Consider the following 25,638-nt stretch of genomic DNA (forward strand, 5'->3'; position numbering starts at 1 on the left):
TTAGCAAGCATTTAATTAAATAAGCTGTGCACTATTTTAGAGAGTTTAACGTAAGATGCTTAGTGATTTCCCATTAACGAAAATTTGGAGCTATACATGATCAGTTACATTACTTTAGGCGTTAGTGATTTGAGTGCAGCCAAAGCATTTTATGGCGAGTTACTTGGCGAGCTAGGCGCTAAACCCTTGATGGATATGGAGCGCATCGTTTTTTTCGGCAAAAGCATGGCACAACCGATGCTAAGTGTTTGCGTGCCATTTAATAAAGAAGCACCAAACCCGGGTAATGGCAATATGGTGTCTTTTTCGCCGGGCTCAAAAGAGCAAGTCGATGCACTGTATCAGAAAGCCATTAGCTTAGGCGCCCACTGTGACGGTGCACCGGGCCAACGCATCCCAGGCAAGTTCTACGGTGCTTATGTGCGTGATACTGATGGTAATAAACTGTGTTTCTGTCATTTCGGGTAATACCTGATGCAAGTGAATAATGACTTTAGCCAACGGGTGGTGGTGCGACCAAGCGATTATCGTTTTGTCGCTTCGCCGCTCGCTGGCGTAAGCCGTATGATGTTGGATCGCGCCGGTGCTGAAGTGGCCAGAGCAACCAGCATTGTGCGTTATGCTGCTGGCGCAGGTTACACTAGCCATCGGCATGATGGTGGCGAAGAAATCTTTGTGCTGGAAGGGATCTTTAGCGACGAGCACGGCGACTATCCTGCGGGGACTTATCTTCGCAACCCACCCGGTTCATCCCATCAACCCTTTTCGCGCGAGGGCTGCACTTTACTGGTAAAACTTTGGCAATTTGCCGCCGACGATACCACACAACTTGTTAAGCAAACTACCTCAGCCAGCTGGTATCAAGGCATGGTTCCCGGTTTATCTGTATTGCCTCTGCATGAACATGATGGCATTAACACCGCTTTAGTACGCTGGGCCCCTAACACACAATTTAATCCGCATACCCATCCGGGTGGTGAGGAAATTTTGGTGTTAGAAGGCTTATTCTGTGATGAACACGGCGAATACCCTGCCGGTAGCTGGCTACGCAATCCACGCTACAGTACCCACAGCCCTTTCACGCGTGAAGAGGGCGCGCTAATTTACGTTAAAACCGGCCATCTCGGCGCCAACTTGCTAGGTGATCGTTTTATCGAATAACCCAGCCCCCTAAACTGCTCTTCCTGCCCACCACACTGGTCCAACCGCACTCCGGTACAGGTATGACCACACTCGGAGACAGGTAAGAGCAGTCAATTCAAGATAGGACTTTACAGCACGGGGTTATATCTGCTGTTATAAGTCATCATTTCTTCAGTGTTAACACTATGCTTATTTTTTGTCGTAAGCTGCATAATTGGCTTGGCTTATTGCTAGCGGTGCAAATAACGCTATGGTTTTTAAGTGGTTTAGTGATGGCTATCCTACCCATCGAGCAAGTACGTGGTGAGCATTTACGGCTAAACATAAGCGCCGATTGGCATCACGCCCAAGTAAGCCCTGCAGAACTATTACAGCAGCATAGTAACGCGGCTAACCTGAGCTTAAGCCAGCATCTTAGCCTGCAACAGCAAAAGCTAACGGTACTCCCCGTTTATGTTGTCGCCGAGCAAGATCAGCTTTTCCGCTATAGCGCGATCAACGGTGCACTATTGCCGCCATTAACTGAAACACAGATCCGTCAGGTTGCGCTTGCGCAGTATCAAGGTACGGGTCAGTTGCAAAGTGCAGAATTACTGTTAACGCTGCCCCAAGAAGTGCAACAACTACATGCCCCGCTTTGGTTGGTGAGGTTTGATGATCAGGACAACAGCCGTTTTTATCTCGACCCCGCCTCGGGCGCTATTAGTCGTGTTCGTACAGACAGTTGGCGCCTGTTCGATTTTTTCTGGATGCTACATATTATGGATTATCAAGAACGCAGTAACTTTAACACTCCGTTGTTGATCGGCTTTTCTGGCAGTGCACTATTCTTTAGCTTGACCGGTTTTGTCTTACTGTGGCAGCGATTTCGACCACGTAAAGCGCTGCCACGCCCGTAAATGCATAAACTATGCGCCACTGGCATAGGCTCTTTTTGATCAATCGCCGAATGCGCATATTCTAAAAACAACAGGAACTGTCCCTATGGCTTTTATCCCTCCTCTACCCGCCGATGCTAACCCCGACGTTGCTGAGTTAGCCGCGTTTTTTAATGAAACACTGGGTTTTTGCCCTAACTCGGTGCTGACCATGAGCCACCGCCCCGCCATTGCTAAAGCGTTTATCCAATTAAATATGGCAGTCATGGCGAATCAAGGCCGAGTAACTTCTGCCCTGAAGCGCTTAATTGCTTATGTATCGAGTAACGCTACCGGTTGTCGTTATTGCCAGGCCCATACCATTCGTGCCGCAGAGCGCTATGGTGCCGCTGAAGAACAACTTGAAAATATCTGGGCATTTCGCAGCCATCCGGCGTTTTCAGCGGCTGAGCGTGCCGCTCTTGAGTTATCACTCGCTGCCTCGCAAGTGCCTAACGCGGTTGATGAGGCTATCCAAACTGAAATGAAAAAACATTGGGATGACGGCGAAATTGTGGAAATGATGGGCGTTATTGCATTGTTTGGTTATCTCAATCGCTGGAATGACTCCATGGCAACAACTCTAGAAGAAGGCGCGATTACCTCTGCTACAGCCTTACTCGCCTGCGATAATTGGACAGTAGGCAAACATCAATAATCGAACAGTGACAGCAGCAATTAACGCCAGGCTCGACGTTATGCTGCTGCCGTAACGAACTTTCCTAACAAAGATAAAGCTGATAACCCATAGCGATGATTGTTGAATCATCGCCACTGCAACTTACCCTAATGGCTTCTACCGTCTGAATTGTTTGCCATACTCATTACCCAATACTGTGTTACATTAAATGTTGGATTAGCCGCAGGAGCAGCAAGTATGGACATCCTGACCCTGAATTACGTCAATCTGTTTTTAGGGATCGCCGCCAGCTTCCTGCTTATTCTGTTATACAAACAAAATAAGCAGCTGTTTTTACTGTATTGGTTTTTTGCGAGCAGCTGTTTATGGATAAACTCAACAATTGGTATTTTCAGCCGTTCCGGTTTTGATCTCCCCTATTGGCTCAACCCGGCTATACCCAACACCTGTTACATGGGTATCTATTTATTTTTGTTGGCCGGGCTTTACGAACAAACACAATGCAAATTTAAGGTTGGCTGGTTACTCGCTATTGTCATTTTAACCTATGCCATCAACCTAACCGAATTGGCACAAGCCTCTTCGGCCAATCGTTTATTGCTCAATTTGCCCATTAGTATTGTGTTAAACGTTATGGCGCTGCGATTATTAATTCGCCAGAAAAACCGTGAGCTGCGCGCTGTATATATCTGTTTTAGTATGGCTTTTCTTTTTAATATTATTCAGCTTTGCAGCCGTTACATTCTGTTTTCACTCGATTTATCAGGCATATTTACGCAACATTCCAGCCAAATAATGATTGGGCTTGGCTATTTTGCTATCACCGCTTTTAGCCTGCTAACCTTTGGTAGTTGCCTGTATTTAGTCTATCGACAGCAGCATATCGCTTTGCAGCACATTGCTGATCGTGATGCCTTGACTGGTGTGTTTAACCGTTGGCTGCTGAACGAAAAATTACAAACCGAACTACAACGTAGCCAACGTCTGAAGCAATGTTGTAGTCTCGTTATGTTAGACATTGATCATTTTAAACAGGTCAATGATCTCTATGGCCATGTTGCCGGTGATAGGGTGATTGCACATATCGCTTATGTCGCACAATCGGAACTGCGTGGTTATGACTCCATTTTTCGCTATGGCGGCGAAGAGTTTTTAATCTGTTTACCAAATACCGATAGTCAGGCCGCGCTGCACATTGCTGAGCGCATCAGAATACAAGTGGAGCAAAGCTGCGCCATTGACTGCCCGCAAGCCAAAGCCACTGTGAGTGTTGGTGTTAGCACTTATACTGATGGCAAGCCAGACTGGCAACATCTCATCACCCAAGCAGATAACGCGCTGTATCAAGCGAAAAAGCAAGGCCGTAACCAAACCCAACACTATCAACATCTTGTTACTCAAGACCTATAATGTTGAGATTCACCGTGTTGACGTTAGCAACTGCCCGACAAAAGTCTAATCTGCGGGCTAATCATTTTAATCTTTGAATAATTTAAGATATTCTTAATGTTAACCGCAGTAATAAAACAGGAATAAGCATGCTTGAGGCAATTTGGATAGGATTTGCTTTTTCGCTTGGCCTTGTAGTTCGGGCTATTGGTTTGCCTCCTTTAATAGGGTACTTAATCGCAGGTTTCGCTATCTCCGCTACGGCTACCAATATCAGTATGCCGCCAGAAGGCCCTTCAATTATTCATCATATTGCCCATCTGGGCGTATTACTGCTGTTATTTACAGTGGGTTTAAAGCTTAATGTCCGCAGTTTAAGCAAACCTGAAGTACTCGGTGGCAGCACCTTACACTTTGCGTTATCTATTGTACTCATCCTGCCAGCAACGCTGTTTATCTTTGACGTGACCTGGTATCAGGCGCTGATGCTGGCAGTCGCTTTAGCCTTTTCGAGTACCGTACTCGCCGCTAAAGTGTTAGAAAGTAAACGTGAACTACGTGCTTTTCATGGTCGCGTGGCTATTGGTATCTTAATTGTGCAAGACTTACTGGCCCTGTTAGTGATGAGCTTAGCCAGTGGCACTACACCCTCACCTTGGGCACTGTTAGTCTTTGGTTTACCGTTATTGCGTCCAATATTCTATAAACTGCTAGACGCCAGTGGCCATGAAGACTTACTGATTTTGTTTGGCTTACTTTTAGCTTTAGTGATTGGTGGGCAAGGCTTTGAATTGGTTGGATTAAGCTCTGAACTTGGTGCGCTGGTATTTGGTGCTATGTTAGCCAAGCATCCGCGCGCCGGCGAGTTGTCAAAGTCACTGTGGAGTATTAAAGAATTTTTCCTTGTTGGCTTCTTTTTACAAATTGGCATTGATGGCTTACCGGACGCAAATGCTTGGTTATTTGCCGGGGTTATGACCTTACTGTTACCGCTGAAAGCTATTCTGTTCTTCTTACTGCTAGTGATGTTTAAACTAAGAGCGCGCAGTGCTTTTTTAACCAGTATCAGCCTAACTAACTACAGTGAATTTGGCCTAATTGTCGCCAGCGTAGTGTTACCTGAATGGTTAATTCCATTAGCATTGACAGTCGCCTTATCGTTTGTCGTCTCTGCACCACTGAATCGTATTGCGCACCCGTTGTATGACAAACTATGTCATCGATTACTTAAATTTGAACGTAACAGCCACCACCCCGATGAGCAACCGGTGTCGCTTGGCGATGCAGAGGTACTGATTATGGGCATGGGCCGTACTGGCACCTCGGCCTATAGCTATTTAATTAATTCACACAAAATTATTGCCATGGATTCCGATCCCGCCAAAGTAGCGGCACATCAGGAAAAAGGCATCCATATTTTTTATGCTGATGCTGAAGACCAAGTGTTCTGGCAGGGGTTAGATTTTGGCCAAGTCAAAGCAGTGATCCTCAGCATGAACGATGTTGAGGCCAAATCTATCGCAGCAAAAAAACTCCGTGATTTTGGCTTTAGCGGTTTTATCGTTTCGCACAGCATGCATGATGATGAAGCGAAAGACATTATCAGCGCGGGTGCCGATCAAACCTACTTAACCATGTCTGAAGCCGGTGTAGGCATTGCAGAACACGTGAAGCAGCATTGTTTTGCGGTAAACAACTAACACTTCGATTAACCAGAGCTGCTGAATTCGGTCTGGTTAATTTTTAGCCGAATACCAAGACGAAAATATTGATTGGAAAGTGACGTTAGTGTGGATTTCGTCAGGTTTATTTACACTTTGCCGGCAACACCCAACATAAAAAATTTTAAGCTATTGTTTTTTAAATTAAAAAAATAAAGGCATAATTATTGCTGATTAGTACTATTGCACTATGCAACCAGTTTATAAGCATATCCATGTTAAGGAGATGTACTTTGAATTTTAAATCAATTACTAAAAAATTTAGCCTAGCACTAACCGCTATGACTTTGTTCGGTGCCGTTAGTACAACTTCGTATGCAGCGCCTATCATTCCCACTTTTGACAGTTTTGGTTATCTGGATACCGAATTTGGTGGAGATGGCATCCCAGGTGATTTTGTAGCCATCACTAACTTTAGGGGCTTTACTTTAGGTTTATCTTCTCATGGCCGCTATGAAAATTTATCTGAAGGTAATGATGGTGCTGGTACTTTTTTCGCATCTCCCGGTCAAAACACACCACCAAGTTCATCATTCGCAGGCGCGACTTGGAATTTTAACTTTTATGTAAATCTGGAAAATATTGCTGTTTTAGATGAATATAATTTTGAACTTTTGTACGATTTTAATCCAGCAGTGGGAAATGATGAGTCTACCCATGGCAGTATAAATTTAAATACGTGGTTCGGTTTCCTTCAAGGTTCAACCAAGCTAGAGCAATCACAAAACTTACTATTTAATTATTTGTCTTTAAGTGCGCCGACTTTTAACGTTGCGCCTTCAAGTCCTTTTAATCCTGATGCTTCAGGTGAATATACATTTGCACTCAGAGCGTCTGATAATGTAAGTGAAGTTGCGAGATCAGCCATAAGAGTGGTTGTCGGCACTCCTAATGTTGCCGTACCAGCGCCTGCCACAGCGCTGTTATTAGCCGGCGGTTTGCTGTTATTAAGATTACGTCGTCGTAATTAGTTTTAGCGAGACACAAAAAAGGCGCCGAACGGCGCCTTTTTTAGTGAAGAAACAATTACTTCTTCTTCGCTTTCGGGTTGGGTAAGTCGGTGATTGAACCTTCGTAGATCTCTGCCGCTAAACCAATAGACTCATTCAACGTTGGGTGAGCATGAATGGTTAATGCGATATCTTCGGCATCAGCACCCATTTCTACCGCTAAACAAATCTCACCTAACATTTCACCAGCATTGATACCGACAATAGCGCCACCGAGGATACGGTGGGTTTCTTTGTCGAAAATCAGCTTAGTGAAGCCTTCAGTGCGTGCTGAGGCAATCGCCCGGCCAGAAGCGGCCCAAGGGAAGGTCGCCGTTTCTACTTTTAAGCCTTGCTCTTTCGCTTCTTTCTCAGTGACACCTGTCCAGGCCATTTCTGGGTCGGTGTAGGCTACTGATGGGATGCAGCGTGGATCAAAGAAGTGTTTTAAACCAGAAATGACTTCAGCCGCTACGTGACCTTCATGTACCGCTTTGTGCGCTAGCATCGGCTGACCAATGACATCACCGATAGCATAAATATGGCCAACGTTAGTACGCAGTTGCTTATCAACATTAATAAAGCCACGCTCGTCAACATTAACACCGGCTTTTGCCGCATCAACTAAATTACCGTTAGGCTTACGACCTACCGCGACTAAGATTTTGTCGTAACGCACTGGGTCTTTCGGTGCGTTTTTACCTTCGAACGTGACATACAAGCCATCATCTTTGGCTTCAACCGCAGTCACCTTGGTCGACAACATGATATTGAAGTTTTTGCTGTTGTACTTGGTGTACGCTTTAACGATATCGGCATCTGCTGCAGGCACTAACTGATCAGCAAACTCAACCACAGACACTTTAGAACCTAGCGCACGGTAAACAGTACCCATTTCTAAACCGATGATACCGCCACCTAATACCAGCATTTCACCAGGAATATCTTTTAATTCCAGTGCGCCAGTAGAGTCGATCACACGGTCGTCATTTTTTGGAATAAAGGGTAATGCCACTGGCTCTGAGCCGGCAGCAATAATCGCCTGTTCAAACGTAATGGTGGTGTCGCCAACTTGTAAGGTATTTGCGCCCGTGAACTTACCGTAGCCGTTCACTACTTTTACTTTACGCATTTTTGCCATGCCACCTAAGCCATTGGTCAATTGACCAATCACTTTGTCTTTCCACGCACGGATTTTATCTAAATCGATTTCTGGTGCCCCAAAGGTCACACCATGAGATGCCATATCACGTGCATCATCAATTACTTTTGCAACGTGTAACAGCGCTTTAGACGGAATACAGCCAACATTTAAACACACGCCACCTAAGGTGCTGCGTGCTTCAACTAACGTCACTTCTAAGCCTAAATCTGCCGCACGGAAGGCCGCAGAGTAACCGCCAGGGCCAGCGCCCAGCACTACCACTTGGGTTTTAATTTCGTTGCTCATCATTTTACCTTTTATCATCGGGTCGGTTTTCTGACAGCGCGGTGTAGGGCACGGCTATCAGGCGAAAAAAGTGGCTGAATTTTAACATTCGTGCCGCACATTGTCGCGCTACTTTTGGCTAAAGCGGCAATTTTAGCCGCCTAAACCGCGACAACAGCGTGTTTCAACGCTGCTGCCGCACGCTATTACATGATTATCTGACGAATATCAGCCAGATAACCCGCCAAAGTAGCCGTAAAACGCGCCGCTAACGCGCCATCAATCACACGATGGTCGTAAGAAACGGATAAAGGCAACATTAGCTTCGGTTCGAACTCTTTGCCGTTCCATTTCGGTTTAATCTCAGATTTTGAGACACCTAAAATGGCCACTTCCGGCGCATTAACAATAGGCGTAAACGCCGTACCACCAATGCCACCTAAGCTAGAGATAGTGAAGCACCCCCCTTGCATATCGCTTGAGGTTAACTTGCCTTCACGTGCTTTCACCGAAATCTCTTGCAGCTCACGCGACAGCTCAATCACGCCCTTCTTGTTCACATCACGCACGACCGGCACCACCAAACCATTGGGTGTATCAACAGCAATACCTAAGTGAATGTATTTCTTCATGATTAAGCTAGCGCCATCTTCAGACAGCGAGCTGCAGAAGGTGGGGAATTCTTCCAGAGCTTTCGCTACGGCTTTCATGATGAAGACTAACGGCGTGTATTTAACCCCCATTTTCTTCTTATCAGCCAGCGCATTTTGCTCTTTACGGAATTCTTCTAAGCCTGTGATATCCGCTTCATCAAACTGTGTAACATGCGGAATGCGTACCCAGTTACGATGCAAGTTAGCACCTGACAATTTCTGAATACGTGATAGCGGCTTCGCTTCCACTTCACCAAATTTGGCAAAATCGACCTTTGGCCAAGCCAATAAATCGAACCCCATATTATTGCCGCCAGTGGCTGTACCGCTACTCGCTATGCTACCGCTTTCCGCTTGTTTCACCAGTTGCTTAACGTAGTTCTGCACATCTTCTTTAACGATGCGGCCTTTACGGGCAGAACCTTTCACCTTGGCTAAGTTAATGCCAAATTCGCGAGCTAAACGGCGGATCACCGGTGAAGCATGGGCATAGGCACTGTTTTCTACAAAGCCATCGTTGCTCGCTGCAGGTGTACTAGCCGCAGCTGGGGCTGAACTGGCAGGAGCCGGAGCGGGTGTAGCCGCTTTTTCAGCCGCAGGTGCACTGGCTGCAGGCGCGTTACCGGCCACTTCAAATACCATCACCAAACTACCGGTTTTCACTTTGCTACCGGCTTGAACTTTGATTTCTTTTACCACACCGGCAAACGGGGCGGGCACTTCCATCGCCGCTTTATCGCCTTCAACGTTAAGTATAGATTGATCCGCTTTTACGCTATCACCTACTTTCACCATCACATCGGTAACTTCAACTTCATCACCGCCGATATCCGGCACTTGCACGTCTTTTAACTCATTGGCAGCGGGTACTGCAGCAGGCTCGGCCTTGGCTGGCGCTGCCGTTTCAGCTTTCTCGGTACTTACACCGCTAGCTGCCACTTCAAACACCATAATCAGGCTTCCGGTTTTCACTTTAGCGCCAGTTTGCACCTTGATTTCTTTCACCACACCGGCAAAAGGAGCGGGCACTTCCATCGCGGCTTTATCGCCTTCAACGTTAAGCAGTGATTGATCCGCTTTTACGCTGTCGCCTACTTTCACCATCACTTCGGTAACTTCAACTTCATCACCGCCGATATCCGGCACTTGTACTTCTTTTAATTCGCTAGTGGCAGCGGATTCTTTTGCTGCTGCGGGTGCCGGCGCTGATTCCGCTTTGGCTGGTGCTGCGGCAGCCGCACTCGCAAAGCGCATAATCAGACTACCGGTTTTCACCTTGTCGCCTACTTTTACTAAAATCTCTGCGACTTCACCTGCTTGCTCAGCAGGCACTTCCATAGAAGCTTTGTCACCTTCCACGCTGAGTAGCGATTGGTCGGCAGCGACTTTATCGCCCACCTTCACCAGGATCTCGGTAACTTCAACTTCATCTGCACCGATATCCGGTACCTGAATTTCAATCGTCATGACAAATCCTCTTATGCGTACAGCGGGTTGGTTTTGTCGGCGTCGATGCCAAATTTCTTAATGGCCTCAGCCACTACCGCTTTTTTCAACTCGCCTTGCTTCGCCAATTCATTTAACGCGGCAACCACGATATAACCGGCATTCACTTCGAAGTGACGACGCAGGTTTTCACGGCTATCCGAGCGACCAAAACCATCTGTACCCAACACTTTATAAGCATTAGCAGGTACAAAAGCTCGGATCTGGTCAGCATAGTTTTTCATGTAATCCGTGGCAGCAATGGCCGGTGCTTTATTCATTACTGTGGCGACATAGGGCACTTTTTCTGCCGCATCAGGATGCAGCATGTTAAAGCGCTCACAATCTTGGCCATCACGGGCTAGTTCGTTAAACGAGGTGACGGAGTAAACATCTGAGGCGACGTCATAGTCTTTGCTCAGAATATCAGCCGCTTTACGCACTTCATTTAAGATGGTGCCTGAACCTAGCAACTGCACCTTACCGCGACCGCCGTTAAAAGATTCTAACTTGTAGATACCCTTACGAATGCCTTCCTCAGCGCCTTTTGGCATTGCTGGGTGGTGGTAGTTTTCATTCATTACCGTGATGTAGTAATAGATGTTTTCTTGCGCTTCACCGTACATGCGGCGAATACCATCTTGCAGGATCACCGCGACTTCATAGGCATAAGTTGGATCGTAAGAAATACAATTAGGTACTGTGCTAGCCAGAATATGGCTGTGACCATCTTCGTGCTGTAAGCCTTCACCGTTCAAAGTAGTACGACCGGCTGTAGCGCCTAATAAGAAACCCCGTGCTTGCTGATCGCCGGCTAACCACGCCATATCACCAACACGTTGGAAACCAAACATCGAGTAGTAAATATAGAATGGGATCATCGGTAAATCGTTGGTGCTATAAGAAGTGGCCGCAGCAACCCATGAAGACATGGCGCCCAGCTCATTAATCCCTTCTTGTAATACCTGACCACCCACGTCTTCTTTGTAATAACTGACAACCGAGCGATCTTCTGGCGTGTAGTTCTGACCACCTGGGTTGTAAATACCAATTTGACGGAATAAGCCTTCCATACCAAAGGTACGGGCTTCATCGGCAATAATAGGCACAATTTGCTGACCAATATTTTTGTCTTTTAACAAAATATTTAGCGCACGCACGTAAGCCATGGTGGTAGACACTTCACGTTTTTGCTCTTCTAACAGGCTGTCAAAAGCAGACAATTCAGGTAGCGTTAGTGGCTTAGTGAAGTTCGGTAACCGCACCGGCGTATAACCATGTAAGGCTTTACGACGCGCGTGTAAGTATTCCAACTCAGGCGAGCCTTCTGGCAAGGTGATGTAAGATAACTCGTTCACTTTTTCTTCAGTGATGTAATCTTCTAAACCCAGGCGCTTGCGTAATTGCAGCACGTGCGTCATATCCATCTTTTTCACTTGGTGAGCGATGTTTTTACCTTCAGCGGCATCACCCATACCATAGCCTTTCACCGTCTTCGCTAAGATAACCGTGGGTTTATCGGTACACTCTTGCGCGGCTTTAAAGGCGGCATACAGTTTTGATGGCTCATGACCGCCACGCTTCAGTGCAAAAATTTCTTCATCGGTCATATCGGCCACTAAAGCAGCCGTTTCTGGATAACGTCCGAAGAAATGTTTACGCACATAGGCGCCGTCATTCGCTTTATACGTTTGGTAATCACCGTCAATGGTTTCGTTCATTAACTGTAATAATTTACCGGTGGTATCTTTTGCCAGTAATTTATCCCAGCCACGACCCCAGACCACTTTAATCACGTTCCAACCAGCGCCACGGAATAAACCTTCCAATTCTTGGATGATTTTACCGTTACCCATAACCGGGCCGTCTAAGCGCTGTAAGTTACAGTTCACTAAATAGCATAAGTTGCCTAGCTTCTCACGGGCGGCAAAGCTGATTGCACCGCGTGATTCTGGCTCATCCATTTCACCATCACCTAAGAAGGCATAAACGCGCTGTGCACTGGTATCTTTTAAACCACGGCCGTGCAAATACTTTAAGAAACGGGCTTGGTAAATGGAAGCGATTGGCCCTAAACCCATTGATACTGTTGGGAATTGCCAAAATTCTGGCATTAGTTTCGGGTGTGGGTAGCTGGATAAACCATTGCCATCGACTTCTTGGCGGAAACCATCCAGTTGCTCAGCCGTTAAACGGCCTTCCACAAAGGCGCGCGCATAGATACCCGGTGAAATGTGGCCTTGGTAATACACTAAATCGCCGCCATCTTTTTCATTTGGTGCACGGAAAAAGTGGTTAAAACAGGTTTCGTAAAACGCCGCTGAAGATTGGAACGACGCCATGTGGCCACCGAGTTCCAGATCTTTTTTCGAGCCACGCAGCACGATCATGATAGCATTCCAACGGATCACCGAACGAATACGTCTTTCCAAGTTAACATCGCCAGGGTAAGCCGGTTCCTGCTGTGGTGGGATAGTATTGATATAGTTGGTGGTCACACCGGTAGGCATATCCACACCATCCAACCGAGCTTGCTCTAGCACTTGCTCCAGCAAAAACTGCGCCCGCTCTACCCCTTCGGTACGCACCACTGACTCCAACGCTTCCAGCCACTCTTTGGTTTCTAAAGCGTCGATGTCAACCTTACTGACTTCAGACATATCGAGGTTTCCTATGGTTAATCACGCCCGTGGCGTGCTAAAAAAATTATGCTTGCTGTGAACGGCGCAAAGAACGTTCTATCCGCGAACGTTCTTTGCCGACTTCTAACAAAGCTTCTTCAATAAAGGCTAAGTGACCATTACTGGCCTGACGCGCCAATTCCGGCTCGCCATTTATCACCGCTTGCATTAACCGTTGCCGATGCTCATTAAGCTTTTCGGCAATGCCTTCACTGTGCTGCAAGGCGGCTAAATTTAAACGGACATTTTGCTCAACTAACGGCGTTAAGCCACGAACAAGATGAAGCAATACGACATTATGTGACGCTTCAGCGACTGCTAAATAAAACTGCCCGACCGCCATAGCCTGAGCATCTATATCTTGCTGTTGTTGCGTTCGACAAATATCTTCGTATAAGGTTTTGATTTTTATGTGATCAGCTTCAGTACCTCGTAACGCTGCATAATAAGCACTGATGCCTTCTAGGGCATGCCGAAATTCTAGCAGATCGAATTGTGATTCAGGGTGTCGGCCAATCAGCTCAAACAGCGGATCCGTTAAGCCCACAGCCAAGGTATCTTTGATATAGGTGCCGCCACCTTGACGCCGACTCACTAAACCTTTGGCTTCTAGTTTTTGAATGGCTTCACGTAATGAGGGCCGTGACACATCAAACCGCTCGGCTAACTCACGCTCAGAGGGCAATTTTTGACCTGGCGAAAAGCTGCCTTCAAGCAACAGGTTTTCGAGTTGCTCGACAATACGATCGGACAATTTTGCCGGCTTAATTTTTAAATCAGTCATTGCGAGTCAAACGTTCTGCTACCTGTTTACGGCAAGCTGCCGCATCATTGTAAATTGGTATTACCAATTTTTTATTATTGTGCGCTAGGCTATCAGTTTCACACCAGTATGTAAATAAAGCAGAGATTACAAGGAATAGCAAAAGCAAAAATATTTAGAGTTTTAGCTCGATAAAATGTGGCATCAATCGGTACTAAGCTAAATGGTCTGACAAGTTAACGAGCAGCAAGGTAAGGCTTTACGTATAAAAAAAGGCGCCAGTACAATATTGTCAGACTGAACACTGACCCTATCGCGCTGTGCGCCCTGCTTGGCAAATCACTTTTGATTAACTAATCCATCCGCTTAATGTCAAAATAGCAGTAAAAGCTAAAAAGAATAGCATATTGCGCTTTGCGAGCTGCACCATACTACCGGTGTCATCGCTGACTTCCTGAGGGACATCAACGATCGGCTCGGCCGCTTTAGCCACATCAGTAATCACTTGCTGATTATCCGCGGTAAAGTCGAGGAAATAGCCTAACAGCGCATTGGAAGCACGCGAAAAATGCCCTACTAGCGCAAAACCTAAACCGAATAAACGCGCAGGGAACCAATCTGCCCAAAATAGTAAATAATGCACCGCATCTTTTGGCGTTGCTTCAGCTTTGTTTGCGTTAAAAGAACTGTAGTTGTCGGTGGCCGCGGTTTCGCTTTCATCTAAGGCATCAACCGTCTCAACCTGATCATCACGCTCATCTTTCAGCTGAGGTTGCTCTTGTACATGACGTAATAATGCATAAGTCACGGCACCAAAAGCACCCAGTACTAAAAACCAGAACACAACCGCCGCGTAATAGCGAAAGTTTAACCAGACCAACAGTAAACCGTTGCTGTCATCCACTTTGCTGGCACTGTCTTGACGAATTTGCTGCATAGCTAAATAAGCTGCTTCATCATCGCCACGTTCTTGCGCATTCAAAAACTGCTTATACAGTTGCCGATAATGCCAACAGCCAATCGCTACTAACAACACTAGGGTATTCACAATTAAACTGATTAAACGGCTATCCACAAAATGCAAGATCAAAGCAATAACTAACCCAGGTAACAGCAGCCACAGGTAGCGACCTAAGCTATGCTCGGCTAATTTGCTCAATCCTGAGCCTGCAGTCAGTTTTAAATATGCCTGACAGTAAGGTCGGGCTTGCCATGCATCACTGCGTACAGCAAGCCGTTCAATAATTAATGCCAGTAACATACTAATTAAAGTCATGCCTTGTTCTCCTTTAGCGCTTGTTTATAACGCTGCCAATCAAAAGCGGCTCCGGGATCGGTCTTGCGGCCTGGTGCAATATCACAATGGCCCACAATACGCTCCAGGGTTATCGCTGGATACTGCTGCAGCAAACTCCGTGTTAACCGCAGCAAACTACTATATTGTTGTTCAGTATAGGGTATCTCGTCCGTGCCTTCTAACTCAATACCTATTGAATAGTCATTACATCTTGGCTGACCGGCAAAACTGCTTTGACCAGCATGCCAGCCTCGCATCTCAAAAGGCACGTATTGGAAAATTTGTCCATCGCGCCAAATCACACAATGGGCCGCCACGCGCAGCCCTTGCAAATCAGCAAAACTAGGATGCGCGCGACAATCCAAGGTGCCACTAAATAAGGCATCAACATAACTGTGGTGCGGATCCTGACAAAATTGACCGGCGGGTAAACTAATATTGTGGATCACCAGTAAGTTTATTTCAGTATCATCTGGTCGTGCATCAAAATGACTGCATGGCCGTTGAATTAAATGGGGCATGGGGCTTGCAAAGCGACTCATGGGGTATTTTTGCCTTTTTACGGCTGTCTCAGTAAGCTGTTGGGCTATTGTCAATGCTGGATTACATTTATGCAAGCACCTGAAGTCAGTTCTGCATTTGGTAAATTTTTTACGTTGATCACTTGGCTGCTGCTGGCGGGTGCCTTGTTTTGGTTTTTTCAAGATTATCTGAGTAAGCAACAAAACCCGAACCAACAACTGCAAAGCAGCGTTTCTGCCAATGAAATCACCACGAAATTAGCACGAAACCGAGCAGGACACTATTTAGGTGTCGCTTTGATCAATGGCAAACCCATCGATTTTTTACTGGATACTGGCGCCACCACGGTAGCGATCTCCGCCAGTGCAGCGGCAGAATTAGGCTTGCCTAAGGGCACAGAGATGCGTGTCGCCACGGCTAATGGTGTCACTACCGCCTGGCGCAGCGAAATTGCCGAACTAAAGCTTGGCCTAATAACCTTACATAATGTGCCAGCCAGCATAGTACCTAATTTAGCTGGCTCAGAGATTTTGTTAGGTATGAGCGCCCTAAAACAGTTAGAATTCCGGCAACAAGGCAATGAACTCACACTGATCCAGCGCATTTAACTTATGAACAGACACGTCGTACCCTTTGCTCACCCGTTATTAGCCAACGAAATTCCGCGTGCGGTGACTACTGCGCTAGCGGAAGACTTAGGTCTGCAACCGCTTGCTTTAGGCGATATCACCGCATCGTTGATCCCCCCTCAGCAATATGCAGATGCCACTATTATCACGCGTGAAGATTGTGTGATCTGTGGCACGGCTTTTGTTGATGAGGTATTTAAACAACTTAGTGCCGACGTCAGCGTGCGTTGGCATGTTGCCGATGGCGACCAAGTGGCAGCCAACAGCCTGCTGTGTTCTTTAACTGGCCCAGCCAGTGTGTTGCTAACCGGAGAGCGCAGTGCACTTAACTTTTTACAATTGCTCAGCGGCACTGCGACCACCACAGCGTACTACGTTCAGTTTCTAGCAGGCAGCAACACCCGATTACTGGATACCCGTAAAACCCTGCCTGGTCTGCGCTTTGCTCAGAAATATGCGGTAAGCTGCGGCGGCGGCTTAAACCATCGTTTTGGTTTGTTCGACGCGTTTTTAATTAAAGAAAATCATATCGCTGCCGCGGGCACGATTAGCAACGCCGTGCAAACAGCCCGTATTAATTTTCCAGGGAAACCGATTGAAGTTGAAGTCGAGAGCCTCACCGAGTTAGCCGAAGCGCTCAGTGCTCAAGCTGATATTATTATGTTAGATAACTTTAGTTTGCCCGATATTCAACAAGCGGTAATGCTGACCGCAGGCCAAGCTAAATTGGAAGTGTCTGGCAATATTACGAGCGAAAACCTTAGCGCCCTTGCGGCCACCGGTGTCGACTTTATTTCCAGCGGTGCTTTAACCAAGCATGTTACGGCTATTGATTTATCGATGCGTTTACAGAGCCGGAAGTAAACAATGTTGGCCGTTTCTGCTACACTGATTCCTATTCAGCCATTTGCTGGGTCAGTGAGGTGTAGTTGATGCAACTGACAGGCAAGGTCGTTTTCTGGCAAGACAAAAAAGGCTTTGGTTTTTTGTTTTGTGAGCAAACGAACCAGAAACTTTTTTTTCATATCCGCGATTTTGCTCAGCCAAAACACCGGCCTGTTGAGGGTGATCTGCTGCGTTTTGACCTAGGTACAGATAAAAAAGGTCGGCCAATTGCGGTTAGCTTAAGCATCGACAGTAACGCAACAATTGCCCCCCCCAAAGAACGTCTTGTTATCCCGAAAAATACCGTTGACTTAGAGTATGCTAAAGATCTGGCGCTGTATTTTCGGGCGGCCTTTTTAATGCTGGTGATTATTAGTTTATTGTTTGGTACCTTGCCGTATATCTTACCGATCCTTTATATCGAGGTCAGTATCTTTACTTATTGGTTATATCAAGCGGATAAAAACGCGGCCATTGCAAGGCAAAGTCAGCGCTTACCTGAAGAAAGCTTACAAATGTTTAGCTTAATTGGCGGCTGGCCAGGGGCGTTATTTGCCCAGAAAAAACTCGCGCACAAACGCAGTAAGCCACTGTTTCAGCGTGAGTTTTGGCTTATCGTATTAGCCAACTGCATTTTATTGCTATGGCTACTGTCAACACCAGGTCAACAACTGTTATCCCGCGTGGCATTTCTTACACTTTAAAGATAAAACCGCGCCGATACAAAACCAACATGCCCAGATACGCTATCGCTAAAAAGCACAACGCAAAGGCTAACGAACCATTGTAATTACCGAATAACGGCTGAAAAACTTCCCGAAATAAGGCATTCCCCAAAGTCGTCCCTGCCACTGGCAGCATGGATAAGATGCGAGCTGCCACCCCCGCTAACATAAAAAACAAAATAGCATTAACGCCAAACACTACTAACGGAGCCCCCCACAAGCGATAACGTTTAATCTCGGTAAGCCAAAGAATCACCGCCAGCAATAACGCCGTGTAACCGGTACTCAACAACACAAAGGTGGGAGTCCATAGCATTTTATTAATGGGTAACAGCGGATGGGCGAGTTCGGCAATCCATACCATCGCCACACCGGCTAAAGCCAGTAAACGAATTTTAAACGCGAGAGGCTGGTCACTTTGTAAAAGTTGCGCCATCACCACGCCCAGTAAACAGCTGCTGATGGCCGGTAAAGTGCTTAATAAGCCTTCGGGATCAAACGCAAAGGGGGTAGCGCTTCGAAAAAACACATGCTGCGCGCCGAGTATCTGATGATCCAACCAGGCAGCAAAATTATTGCCAAATTGCCAAAGCCCAACAAATTGTTGCCCTTGCGCGTCCTGATATGGCATGTATTGCATCAAAGCGAGATAAACTACACATAAGCCCACCAGCCAAAGCACTCGCGCTCGGGTGCCGCAATACAGCACAATTAATAAGGTACAAAAGTACACCAAGGCGATGCGTTGTAATACACCAAACCAACGTACCGTTAGAAGTTTTTGCTGCAAATAACTGTAAGCCGGATCACGAAAGTTATAATAAAACAGCACCAAGAATAGCCCGAGCAAATACAGTTTTAATGCACGTAGTGCGCCGGCTTGAATGACCTCAAGCTTGGTTTGCGCTACTTTTTGCCGCAAGCTCAGCTGGATCGACATGCCGACCATAATGATAAAAGCCGGAAAGATCAGATCGGTCACTGTCCAGCCATGCCATTCGGCATGGCGTAGCGGCGCATAGATATATTGCCAACTGCCTGGGTTATTCACCAATACCATGGCCATAATGGCCAAGCCTCGCAATATATCCAGCGCCAACAAACGGCCCGCGGGCTGTTGCACCAAAATGGCTTGGCAGTGTTGGCGCACACCAAACATGCCTATTGGCCCGCCGTAACCGCAGGCATACTCAGCGGCAACGTGACCGGTAATTGGCCCGTGGCTTGGCGCTGCCCCACCAATACTTCGGCCAGAGCCTGATAAATTGGGCTGACTAAGCTACCATCTTGCTGTTGCCAGTTATGGTAGGCATAAGTCGCGATGGTGCGCTGCACCAAGGGTGCATACAGGCTGATTTCGTAAGGTGAGCGCAAACTGACAAAGGTCTGATCTTTCTTTAACGCGGCACCATATTCCAATAATTGGTAAAAGTAACGCTGCTGCTTTTGATACGCCTCAGCCAAATTGGTATTCGCAGCAAGATCGTCCATACCGCCCATTTCAGCTAAAGATTGCATCGGTGAAATAAAGGCAGCAATGACCTGATCAGCTGCGGCAATCTGTTGCTTGGCCTGATCTAAATTAAGCTGCACTAAACTGATCACCGTGATATCAGCGCTATTCGCGCCAAGTTGCTGCAAATGTTGCTGCAACACTCGGCCCTTACTGGTATCAGGCATTAACAAGACCGTTTTTTTACCCGCAAAGGTTAACGGTAATGCCGTTGACCCTTTAACCACGGTGACGGCAGCTCGGGCTAAGGCCAACTCAGCGGCGCGATGCTCTGGGTTAGCTAAGGTTTTTGTCGCCAGCGCGAGACTGGGCTGACTTAACGCTTTTAGGCTCTGTTTAGCCTTAACAATACGTTGATAAGACGCCTGTAATTCTTGCTTATCTAAATGCCCTTGCGCCACGGCCGCGCTTAATTCATCTAATAAAGCGGCCAGTTGGGGTAACTCCGCTGGGCTTTGTAATTTCACTGGCATCAAGGCAATATCAGCCCCCGCAGCAAAGGTTTCAATCACGGCTTGGGGTACGGTAAAGAAATGACTAATACCAGCCATATCCAAGGCATCAGTAACAATCAGCCCTTTATAACCCAGCTGTTGGCGCAAAACGCCATGCAAAATATTCCGCGACAACGTCGCTGGCTTTAACATGGTTTCGCCATTTTTGCTCACGAACACGCTGTCGTCTAAAGCCGGAAACTGAATATGCGCAGTCATGATCATCGCCGGATCATATTGCTGAATAATCTTCGCAAAGGGGTATAAATCGGTATTGGCAATTTGCTCCGCGCTATGATCAACACGGGGTAACCCCAAGTGGCTGTCAACATGCGTATCGCCATGTCCTGGAAAGTGCTTTAGCGAAACTAACAAGCCCGCTTGCTGCATCGCGCCTGTCATCGCCCCACCCAGCTCTGCCACTTGTTTGGCATCTTCACCAAAAGAACGGACGTTAATCACCGGGTTTAAGGGGTTTACATTCACATCAACCGTGGGCGCAAAGTTAACGTTAATGCCTAAACTTAACAGCTCATGCGCCAGAACCGTACCTACTTGGCTAGCAAAGGCGGTGCCATGCACGGGATAAGTGGCACCGATGGCCATATTACCGCTAAACGAGGTTGATTGTTGGCGGGGTAAACGCGCCACGCGACCGCCTTCTTGATCGATACCGATAAAAAGCGGTAAATGATGTCCTTGCGCTTGAGCAGCCGCCTGCAACTGCTCGGTTAATTGAATAATCTGCTGTGGTTGTTGCACGTTTTCTGCAAACAAAATAACGCCGCCAATCTGATAGCGTTGAATTAACTCGGCTAAAGCTGCAGGTAATTGCGTCATCGGCGTTCGACATTGCCCCGCCGCTACGGGCGTGTCACAGTAATAACGTAGATCCAACATCAATTTTTGTCCCAACATGTGGGGCACATCTATTGCCGGCTTGCGCGCAGCAGCATTTATATCCATAGCAGTCCAAAACAGTGAGGTTGACAGCATTGCTAGCAATACTTTGCGGTAGCAACCAAGGCGAGCAGTAGCCAATTGGAAATCCTTAGCCTAATTCATTAGGGTTAAACATAAATTATTCATAAAAAATACGCAAACAAGAATATTTTAGTCTATTCACATTCTATAACTTATGCTTTACTGCAGCTAGCAATTGCCAGCAACCCCATCACAACGATGTGCTGCGGGGTGGGTTTGGCGTATTAATTTCGACAGGCAAAGCGTAATGCAGCTCACCTTATTAGATTGGCTGGTCTTTTGCAGCTACTTTTTGATCCTTGGTTTATTGGCATGGTGGGTCAACCAACAAAAATCGAAGAACAGCAGTGATTACTTCTTAGCGGCTAATTCAATGCCCGCATGGTTAGTGGCAATTTCTGTACTTGCCACGTCGCAATCGGCAGCCACTTTTTTAGGTGGCCCCGATATGGGCTTTCGTGGCAATTTAACCTATTTAGCCAGCTCTTTTGGCGCCATTTTGGCGGCCTGGTTTGTGATTAAATGGCTGATCCCTCGCTATTACCAGCTAAAAGTCACCACCGTGTATGAGTTATTAGAACAGCGCTTTAGCGCCAGCGCGAAAAATCATGCTGGGCAAATGTATTTATTTGGTCGGGTTTTTGCCAGTGGCGCGCGCTTATATATGGCGGCTTTAGCGGTCTCAATGCTGCTGTTTAATCATATCAACGCCAGCGGTATTGTGGCCGCAGTCGCGTTATTGGCCGTGATCGGTTTACTTTGTACCATGATGGGCGGTATCCGCTCGGTCATTTATACCGATGCATTACAGTGCTTTGTCTATGTTAGTGCCGCCTTGCTGGTTTTGTTTTATTTATACAGCAGCCTCGATCTTCCCTGGCAACAAGTTGTTGAGGCTTTACGTTATCCGCCAGAGCAAGCCCGTTCGAAATTGTTGTTATTCGATTTCCATCTGGATTTTAGCTCGGCAGGCGTCTTTAATGTTTGGTCAGCGCTTACCGGCTTTGTCTTATTAAATATTGCGGCCTTTGGTTTAGATCAAGATATGACGCAGCGCGTATTGACTTGTAAAACACCGGCGAAAGGCGCGCAAGCGCTGCTCTCTTCAGTGTTATTAGTGATCCCAGTGATGTTGGTGTTTATTGTCATTGGATTTTTATTGTACTTGTTTTATCAACGGCCAGATTTAGCGGCAGGCACACAGGTATTACAAGACAGCTTTCAAGGCGAGAAAATCACTGTCTTTATGTACTATGTGCTAAATGAATTGCCATCTGGCTTACGGGGTTTGGTGGTGGTCGGCGTGATTGCCGCGGCGCTTTCAACCATTACCTCAGGGCTAAACTCCATGGCCTCGGTACTGGTTGCAGATCTCTATCAACCTTGGCGCTTACGCCGCCAACCGGCTACCGAAGCTAAACATTTTGTCCGTGCCGGACAATGCGCCATGCTGCTAACGGCTATCGCGTTATCCTTAATGGCTATCTTATGTTTTTACTGGCAACAGTATTCCGATATGCCGCTACTGGCCTTTGCGCTTAGCGTAATGGTGTTTTCTTACAGCGGTTTACTCGGCGTATTTTTTACCGCGTTATTTACTCGGCGCGGTAATCGATATAGTGTGACGGCCGCCTTGTGTGTCGGCTTTGTTACTTGCTTAGTATTGCAACCCTATGTATTAAAGCAGCTTAGTCCAAACTTAGCGGCTTTAGATTTAGGCTTCACCTGGCAGTTATGTATCGCCACGCTTTTGGCCTTTTTAACCTGTTATAGCGGCAGCGCACAGCAAACCACGTCTGCGCATGCCAAGGAGGCTTAATGCGTTACTTGTTAACCTTAGATGGCGGTGGCACCAAAACGGATGGCCTATTGCTGTGTCAACAAAGCGGCCAACGTTGGACGGCTCGCGCTGGTGCTGCCCAGCTGACCAACGATTTTGCAGCAGCTATTCATCATGTGCGTGAGCTTAGCCTGCAGCTTTGCCAACAAGCCAATGCCCGCCCTGCTGACGTCAGTGCTATTTTCGGCTTAGCGGGCGCGGGAAATCCGCAGTTAGCCGAAGCATTTAACCAAGCCCAGCAAATCCCTTTCGCTCACTGGCTGCTGACAACGGATGCGCGTACCTCTTTATATGGTGCGAACTTAGGCCAACCCGTGGTGGTGGTGGCGATTGGTACCGGTTCGGTGGGTATGCGCTTGCAACAGGATGGCACTGAACACCAGGTAGGTGGCTGGGGTTTTGGTATTGGCGATGAAGGCGGTGGCGCTTGGCTTGGTCAACAATTAGTACGACAACTGTTATGGCAATTAGATTGGCAACGGCCACTTAGCCCATTACTGACTGCGGTTAGTCAGCAATGTGGCGCGAATACCGAGCAGTTGCTGCCTTGGTTAAAACAAGCCAATGCAAGCGACTTTGCCAAACTGGCGCCCTTGATCTATCACTATCAGGATGCACTCAGCCAGCAATTACAACAACAGCAAGGTGCTGCCATTTCTACCTTGGCTAAGTGCGCGCTCAACCAGCAAAATTTGCCCTTGGTGTTATTAGGTGGCTTAGCCACGCATTGCCAGCCTTGGCTTTGCGATAACTTACAAGCACAATTACAACCTGCCCGCGGTGATGCATTAGCGGGGGGTTTAGTTCTAGCGGCCAAATTGGCCGCTTCTTCTTAAGACAGGCAAGACAATGCACACAGAACAATTATTAACCCAACTGGCCAACATGAGCACCGAAGCACGTAATAGCGACAGTGCCAATATCGATCAACTCAATAGCTTGCAACTGGTGTCGTTAATCAACCAAGCCGACCAAGGGGTTGCGCAGCACATTACCCCCGCTTTACCGCAAATCGCAGCAGCGGTTGATCAGATTGTTAAAGCCTTTACGCACGGGGGTCGTTTAATCTATCTGGGCGCAGGAACCAGTGGTCGCTTGGGGATCTTAGATGCGGTGGAATGCCCTCCCACGTATAGCGTGCCAGATCAGCAAGTGATCGGTTTAATTGCCGGGGGTGATAAAGCGATATATAAAGCCGTTGAAGGCGCCGAAGATAACCCAGAGCTTGGTGCTGCCGACTTACAACGCATTCAGTTTAGCGCTAAAGACGTGTTAGTCGGCATTGCTGCCAGTGGCCGTACCCCTTATGTGCTAGGTGGGCTGGCCTATGCGCGCTCGCTAGGCGCCAGCACCGTCGCTATTAGTTGTAATGCCAAGGCCCCACTGCTACAAGCTGCCGATATTGCCATCTGCGCTGAAGTTGGGCCAGAAGTGGTCACCGGTTCAACCCGGATGAAAGCCGGCACCGCACAAAAAATGATTTTAAATATGCTCAGCACCGCCGCCATGGTGCGTACCGGCAAGGTTTATCAGAATTTAATGGTCGACCTGCATGCCAGCAACCAAAAATTAGTCGCTCGCGCCATTCGTATAGTGATGCAAGCCACCGATTGCACTGCGCCAGTGGCGGAAAAAGCTTTACAAGACAGCCAAATGAACGCCAAGCTGGCTATTTTACATTTACTCAGTGGCCAACCGATTGCCCGTTGCCGTGAGCAATTAACAGCACAACAGGGCTTCGTGCGCCAAGCATTGGAGGCGATGCAATGAAATCCGTCTGGCACCTTGCGCTCACGCTTCTCGTTTGGTTTAGCCCGCTAGCTTTGGCCAATAGTGCCGCGCCCGTGCTGCTGACCGGCGCTGAGCAACCGGCTAAATACTTGCCGCTACTAAAAGGTAAACGTGTTGGCTTGTTAGTTAATCAAACCTCGGTAGTGGGTGAACAACATCTGGTTGACTTTTTACTGGCGCAAAACATTCAGGTGGTCGCGATCTTCGCGCCAGAGCATGGTTTTCGAGGGAATCATGACGCTGGTGCCGCTATCGCTAATGGCACAGATAGCCGCACGGGTTTACCGGTGTGGTCAATGTATGGCGCCAGCAAAAAACCCAGCCCCGAGCAAATGCAAGCACTGGATATTATCCTGTTTGATATTCAGGATGTTGGCGTACGTTATTACACCTATATTAGCTCGATGCACTACATGTTAGCGGCAGCAGCCGAATTTTCAAAACCGATGCTGGTGCTGGATCGGCCTAATCCGAATGGCGCCTATGTGGATGGGCCTGTGCTCGACTTAGCTTTTCAGTCATTTGTGGGGATGCACCCCATTCCATTATTACACGGTATGACCGTGGGTGAGTTAGCCCTAATGATTAAAGGCGAGGGTTGGATAGCTCAAGCTGATAAGTTAACACTGACCGTGATCCCAGTGGCGAACTATCAACGCCAGCAAGCTTATACCTTACCGATCCCACCAAGCCCCAACCTGCCGAATCAACAAGCGATTAAACTCTATCCATCGCTCGGCTTTTTTGAGGCAACACCGCTCAGTGTTGGCCGTGGCACAGATTTTCCGTTTCAAGTGATTGGTTATGATAAGTTTGCCACTGACGGCTTTGCTTTTACCCCGGTTAGCACACCAGGTGCCGCATTAAAACCGCCCTTAATGGACCAATTGCTACATGGTGAAGATTTACGCCACGTGCCGGCTGGCGGCTTAACGCTGAGTTATTTGATGCGCTGGAATCAGTTATTTGATAGTCATGCGAAAACGCTATTTAGCGCGCCCGATTTTATGGATAAATTAGCCGGCACCGATCAATTGCGTTTGCAAATCGCTGCCGGTTTAAGTGAGGCGCAGATCCGCGCCAGTTGGCAACCACAGCTACAGCTGTTTTTAAAACAGCGTCAAGCCTATTTGCTTTATCCGTAAAGC

Annotated in this window: 22 protein-coding genes; 14 read left to right on the forward strand and 8 right to left on the reverse strand. The window is 47.3% G+C overall.

The genetic code is table 11. The features are described from left to right. The first annotated feature begins 96 nt into the window (after positions 1-96). From ACUJFL_RS16665 to ACUJFL_RS16695, 7 genes are all read left to right on the forward strand, one after another. Positions 97-468 carry a VOC family protein gene (locus tag ACUJFL_RS16665; RefSeq protein ID WP_226751967.1) on the forward strand — a complete coding sequence of 124 codons (372 nt, stop codon included), beginning with the start codon at positions 97-99 and terminating at the stop codon, positions 466-468. 6 nt (positions 469-474) lie between these two features. After that, a complete protein-coding gene (locus ACUJFL_RS16670) occupies positions 475-1,161 on the forward strand; it encodes a cupin domain-containing protein (protein WP_445428063.1) in 687 nt (228 codons plus the stop codon). Between the two features lie 167 nt (positions 1,162-1,328). Then, positions 1,329-2,042: a PepSY domain-containing protein gene (locus ACUJFL_RS16675; RefSeq protein WP_445428064.1), complete on the forward strand. Its 714-nt coding sequence runs from the start codon at positions 1,329-1,331 to the stop codon at positions 2,040-2,042. An 85-nt stretch (positions 2,043-2,127) separates the two neighbouring features. Next, positions 2,128-2,718, forward strand: a complete 591-nt coding sequence (locus tag ACUJFL_RS16680; RefSeq protein WP_226751964.1) for a carboxymuconolactone decarboxylase family protein — start codon at positions 2,128-2,130, stop codon at positions 2,716-2,718. Between the two features lie 219 nt (positions 2,719-2,937). Beyond that, positions 2,938-4,110, forward strand: coding sequence for a GGDEF domain-containing protein (locus ACUJFL_RS16685; RefSeq protein WP_445428065.1), 1,173 nt, complete (start codon positions 2,938-2,940; stop codon positions 4,108-4,110). A 128-nt stretch (positions 4,111-4,238) separates the two neighbouring features. After that, positions 4,239-5,789 carry a cation:proton antiporter domain-containing protein gene (locus ACUJFL_RS16690; RefSeq protein ID WP_445425555.1) on the forward strand — a complete coding sequence of 517 codons (1,551 nt, stop codon included), beginning with the start codon at positions 4,239-4,241 and terminating at the stop codon, positions 5,787-5,789. Positions 5,790-6,043: 254 nt separating this feature from the next. After that, positions 6,044-6,781 carry a PEP-CTERM sorting domain-containing protein gene (locus ACUJFL_RS16695; RefSeq protein ID WP_445425556.1) on the forward strand — a complete coding sequence of 246 codons (738 nt, stop codon included), beginning with the start codon at positions 6,044-6,046 and terminating at the stop codon, positions 6,779-6,781. A 55-nt stretch (positions 6,782-6,836) separates the two neighbouring features. On the opposite strand, the gene lpdA is transcribed toward ACUJFL_RS16695, so the two are convergent. From lpdA to ampD, 6 genes are all read right to left on the reverse strand, one after another. Beyond that, the gene (gene lpdA, locus ACUJFL_RS16700) at positions 6,837-8,249 is read right to left on the reverse strand and encodes a dihydrolipoyl dehydrogenase (protein WP_226751961.1); all 1,413 of its coding nucleotides are present in this window, start codon (positions 8,247-8,249) and stop codon (positions 6,837-6,839) included. A 185-nt stretch (positions 8,250-8,434) separates the two neighbouring features. Further along, on the reverse strand, positions 8,435-10,348 hold the full coding sequence (gene aceF, locus ACUJFL_RS16705; RefSeq protein ID WP_445428066.1) for a pyruvate dehydrogenase complex dihydrolipoyllysine-residue acetyltransferase: 1,914 nt from the start codon (positions 10,346-10,348) through the stop codon (positions 8,435-8,437). An 11-nt stretch (positions 10,349-10,359) separates the two neighbouring features. Then, on the reverse strand, positions 10,360-13,026 hold the full coding sequence (gene aceE / locus ACUJFL_RS16710) for a pyruvate dehydrogenase (acetyl-transferring), homodimeric type (RefSeq protein WP_226751959.1): 2,667 nt from the start codon (positions 13,024-13,026) through the stop codon (positions 10,360-10,362). Positions 13,027-13,072: 46 nt separating this feature from the next. After that, complete coding sequence (pdhR, locus tag ACUJFL_RS16715) at positions 13,073-13,831, reverse strand: pyruvate dehydrogenase complex transcriptional repressor PdhR (protein WP_226751958.1); 759 nt, start codon at positions 13,829-13,831, stop codon at positions 13,073-13,075. Positions 13,832-14,159: 328 nt separating this feature from the next. Beyond that, the gene (gene ampE, locus ACUJFL_RS16720) at positions 14,160-15,086 is read right to left on the reverse strand and encodes a regulatory signaling modulator protein AmpE (RefSeq protein WP_445425558.1); all 927 of its coding nucleotides are present in this window, start codon (positions 15,084-15,086) and stop codon (positions 14,160-14,162) included. Beyond that, a complete protein-coding gene (gene ampD / locus ACUJFL_RS16725) occupies positions 15,083-15,649 on the reverse strand; it encodes a 1,6-anhydro-N-acetylmuramyl-L-alanine amidase AmpD (RefSeq protein ID WP_445428067.1) in 567 nt (188 codons plus the stop codon). The genes ampE and ampD overlap by 4 nt, the downstream gene beginning before the upstream one ends. Positions 15,650-15,718: 69 nt before the next feature. On the opposite strand from ampD, the gene ACUJFL_RS16730 reads away from it, so the two are divergent. From ACUJFL_RS16730 to ACUJFL_RS16740, 3 genes are all read left to right on the forward strand, one after another. Continuing rightward, a complete protein-coding gene (locus ACUJFL_RS16730; protein WP_445428068.1) occupies positions 15,719-16,237 on the forward strand; it encodes a retropepsin-like aspartic protease family protein in 519 nt (172 codons plus the stop codon). Positions 16,238-16,240: 3 nt separating this feature from the next. Continuing rightward, positions 16,241-17,122, forward strand: a complete 882-nt coding sequence (nadC, locus tag ACUJFL_RS16735) for a carboxylating nicotinate-nucleotide diphosphorylase (protein ID WP_445428069.1) — start codon at positions 16,241-16,243, stop codon at positions 17,120-17,122. 68 nt (positions 17,123-17,190) lie between these two features. Then, entirely contained in the window at positions 17,191-17,847 is a 657-nt protein-coding gene (locus tag ACUJFL_RS16740) for a DUF1294 domain-containing protein (protein WP_445428070.1), read from the forward strand. Here the strand turns inward: ACUJFL_RS16740 and ACUJFL_RS16745 are convergent. Beyond that, positions 17,837-19,027: an acyltransferase family protein gene (locus ACUJFL_RS16745; RefSeq protein ID WP_445428071.1), complete on the reverse strand. Its 1,191-nt coding sequence runs from the start codon at positions 19,025-19,027 to the stop codon at positions 17,837-17,839. The two genes, ACUJFL_RS16740 and ACUJFL_RS16745, sit on opposite strands and share 11 nt — an antisense overlap. 2 nt (positions 19,028-19,029) lie before the next feature. Continuing rightward, positions 19,030-20,841 (reverse strand): glycoside hydrolase family 3 protein, encoded by a 1,812-nt coding sequence (locus ACUJFL_RS16750; RefSeq protein WP_226751951.1) that lies wholly within the window; start codon positions 20,839-20,841, stop codon positions 19,030-19,032. Positions 20,842-21,106: 265 nt separating this feature from the next. Between ACUJFL_RS16750 and ACUJFL_RS16755 the strand changes: the two genes are divergently transcribed. The 4 genes from ACUJFL_RS16755 to ACUJFL_RS16770 are packed head-to-tail and all read left to right on the forward strand — an operon-like array spanning position 21,107 to position 25,635. After that, positions 21,107-22,678, forward strand: a complete 1,572-nt coding sequence (locus ACUJFL_RS16755; RefSeq protein WP_229587599.1) for a sodium:solute symporter — start codon at positions 21,107-21,109, stop codon at positions 22,676-22,678. Then, positions 22,678-23,535, forward strand: a complete 858-nt coding sequence (locus tag ACUJFL_RS16760) for a BadF/BadG/BcrA/BcrD ATPase family protein (protein ID WP_226751949.1) — start codon at positions 22,678-22,680, stop codon at positions 23,533-23,535. Before ACUJFL_RS16755 ends, ACUJFL_RS16760 begins: the two co-directional genes overlap by 1 nt. A gap of 13 nt (positions 23,536-23,548) precedes the next feature. Then, positions 23,549-24,469 (forward strand): N-acetylmuramic acid 6-phosphate etherase, encoded by a 921-nt coding sequence (murQ, locus tag ACUJFL_RS16765; protein ID WP_445428072.1) that lies wholly within the window; start codon positions 23,549-23,551, stop codon positions 24,467-24,469. Beyond that, entirely contained in the window at positions 24,466-25,635 is a 1,170-nt protein-coding gene (locus ACUJFL_RS16770; RefSeq protein ID WP_226751947.1) for an exo-beta-N-acetylmuramidase NamZ family protein, read from the forward strand. Before murQ ends, ACUJFL_RS16770 begins: the two co-directional genes overlap by 4 nt. Positions 25,636-25,638: the final 3 nt, after the last annotated feature.

The sequence above is a fragment of the Alishewanella sp. HL-SH05 genome, from assembly GCF_052655985.1.

Coding starts and splice junctions, on each gene's coding strand:
- ACUJFL_RS16665 (WP_226751967.1), top strand. CDS start 97: ATGATCAGTTACATTACTTTAGGCGTTAGTGATTTGAGTGCAGCCAAA.
- ACUJFL_RS16670 (WP_445428063.1), top strand. CDS start 475: ATGCAAGTGAATAATGACTTTAGCCAACGGGTGGTGGTGCGACCAAGC.
- ACUJFL_RS16675 (WP_445428064.1), top strand. CDS start 1,329: ATGCTTATTTTTTGTCGTAAGCTGCATAATTGGCTTGGCTTATTGCTA.
- ACUJFL_RS16680 (WP_226751964.1), top strand. CDS start 2,128: ATGGCTTTTATCCCTCCTCTACCCGCCGATGCTAACCCCGACGTTGCT.
- ACUJFL_RS16685 (WP_445428065.1), top strand. CDS start 2,938: ATGGACATCCTGACCCTGAATTACGTCAATCTGTTTTTAGGGATCGCC.
- ACUJFL_RS16690 (WP_445425555.1), top strand. CDS start 4,239: ATGCTTGAGGCAATTTGGATAGGATTTGCTTTTTCGCTTGGCCTTGTA.
- lpdA (WP_226751961.1), bottom strand. CDS start 8,249: ATGAGCAACGAAATTAAAACCCAAGTGGTAGTGCTGGGCGCTGGCCCT.
- aceF (WP_445428066.1), bottom strand. CDS start 10,348: ATGACGATTGAAATTCAGGTACCGGATATCGGTGCAGATGAAGTTGAA.
- aceE (WP_226751959.1), bottom strand. CDS start 13,026: ATGTCTGAAGTCAGTAAGGTTGACATCGACGCTTTAGAAACCAAAGAG.
- pdhR (WP_226751958.1), bottom strand. CDS start 13,831: ATGACTGATTTAAAAATTAAGCCGGCAAAATTGTCCGATCGTATTGTC.
- ampE (WP_445425558.1), bottom strand. CDS start 15,086: ATGACTTTAATTAGTATGTTACTGGCATTAATTATTGAACGGCTTGCT.
- ampD (WP_445428067.1), bottom strand. CDS start 15,649: ATGAGTCGCTTTGCAAGCCCCATGCCCCATTTAATTCAACGGCCATGC.
- ACUJFL_RS16730 (WP_445428068.1), top strand. CDS start 15,719: ATGCAAGCACCTGAAGTCAGTTCTGCATTTGGTAAATTTTTTACGTTG.
- nadC (WP_445428069.1), top strand. CDS start 16,241: ATGAACAGACACGTCGTACCCTTTGCTCACCCGTTATTAGCCAACGAA.
- ACUJFL_RS16740 (WP_445428070.1), top strand. CDS start 17,191: ATGCAACTGACAGGCAAGGTCGTTTTCTGGCAAGACAAAAAAGGCTTT.
- ACUJFL_RS16745 (WP_445428071.1), bottom strand. CDS start 19,027: ATGTTTGGTGTGCGCCAACACTGCCAAGCCATTTTGGTGCAACAGCCC.
- ACUJFL_RS16750 (WP_226751951.1), bottom strand. CDS start 20,841: ATGGATATAAATGCTGCTGCGCGCAAGCCGGCAATAGATGTGCCCCAC.
- ACUJFL_RS16755 (WP_229587599.1), top strand. CDS start 21,107: ATGCAGCTCACCTTATTAGATTGGCTGGTCTTTTGCAGCTACTTTTTG.
- ACUJFL_RS16760 (WP_226751949.1), top strand. CDS start 22,678: ATGCGTTACTTGTTAACCTTAGATGGCGGTGGCACCAAAACGGATGGC.
- murQ (WP_445428072.1), top strand. CDS start 23,549: ATGCACACAGAACAATTATTAACCCAACTGGCCAACATGAGCACCGAA.
- ACUJFL_RS16770 (WP_226751947.1), top strand. CDS start 24,466: ATGAAATCCGTCTGGCACCTTGCGCTCACGCTTCTCGTTTGGTTTAGC.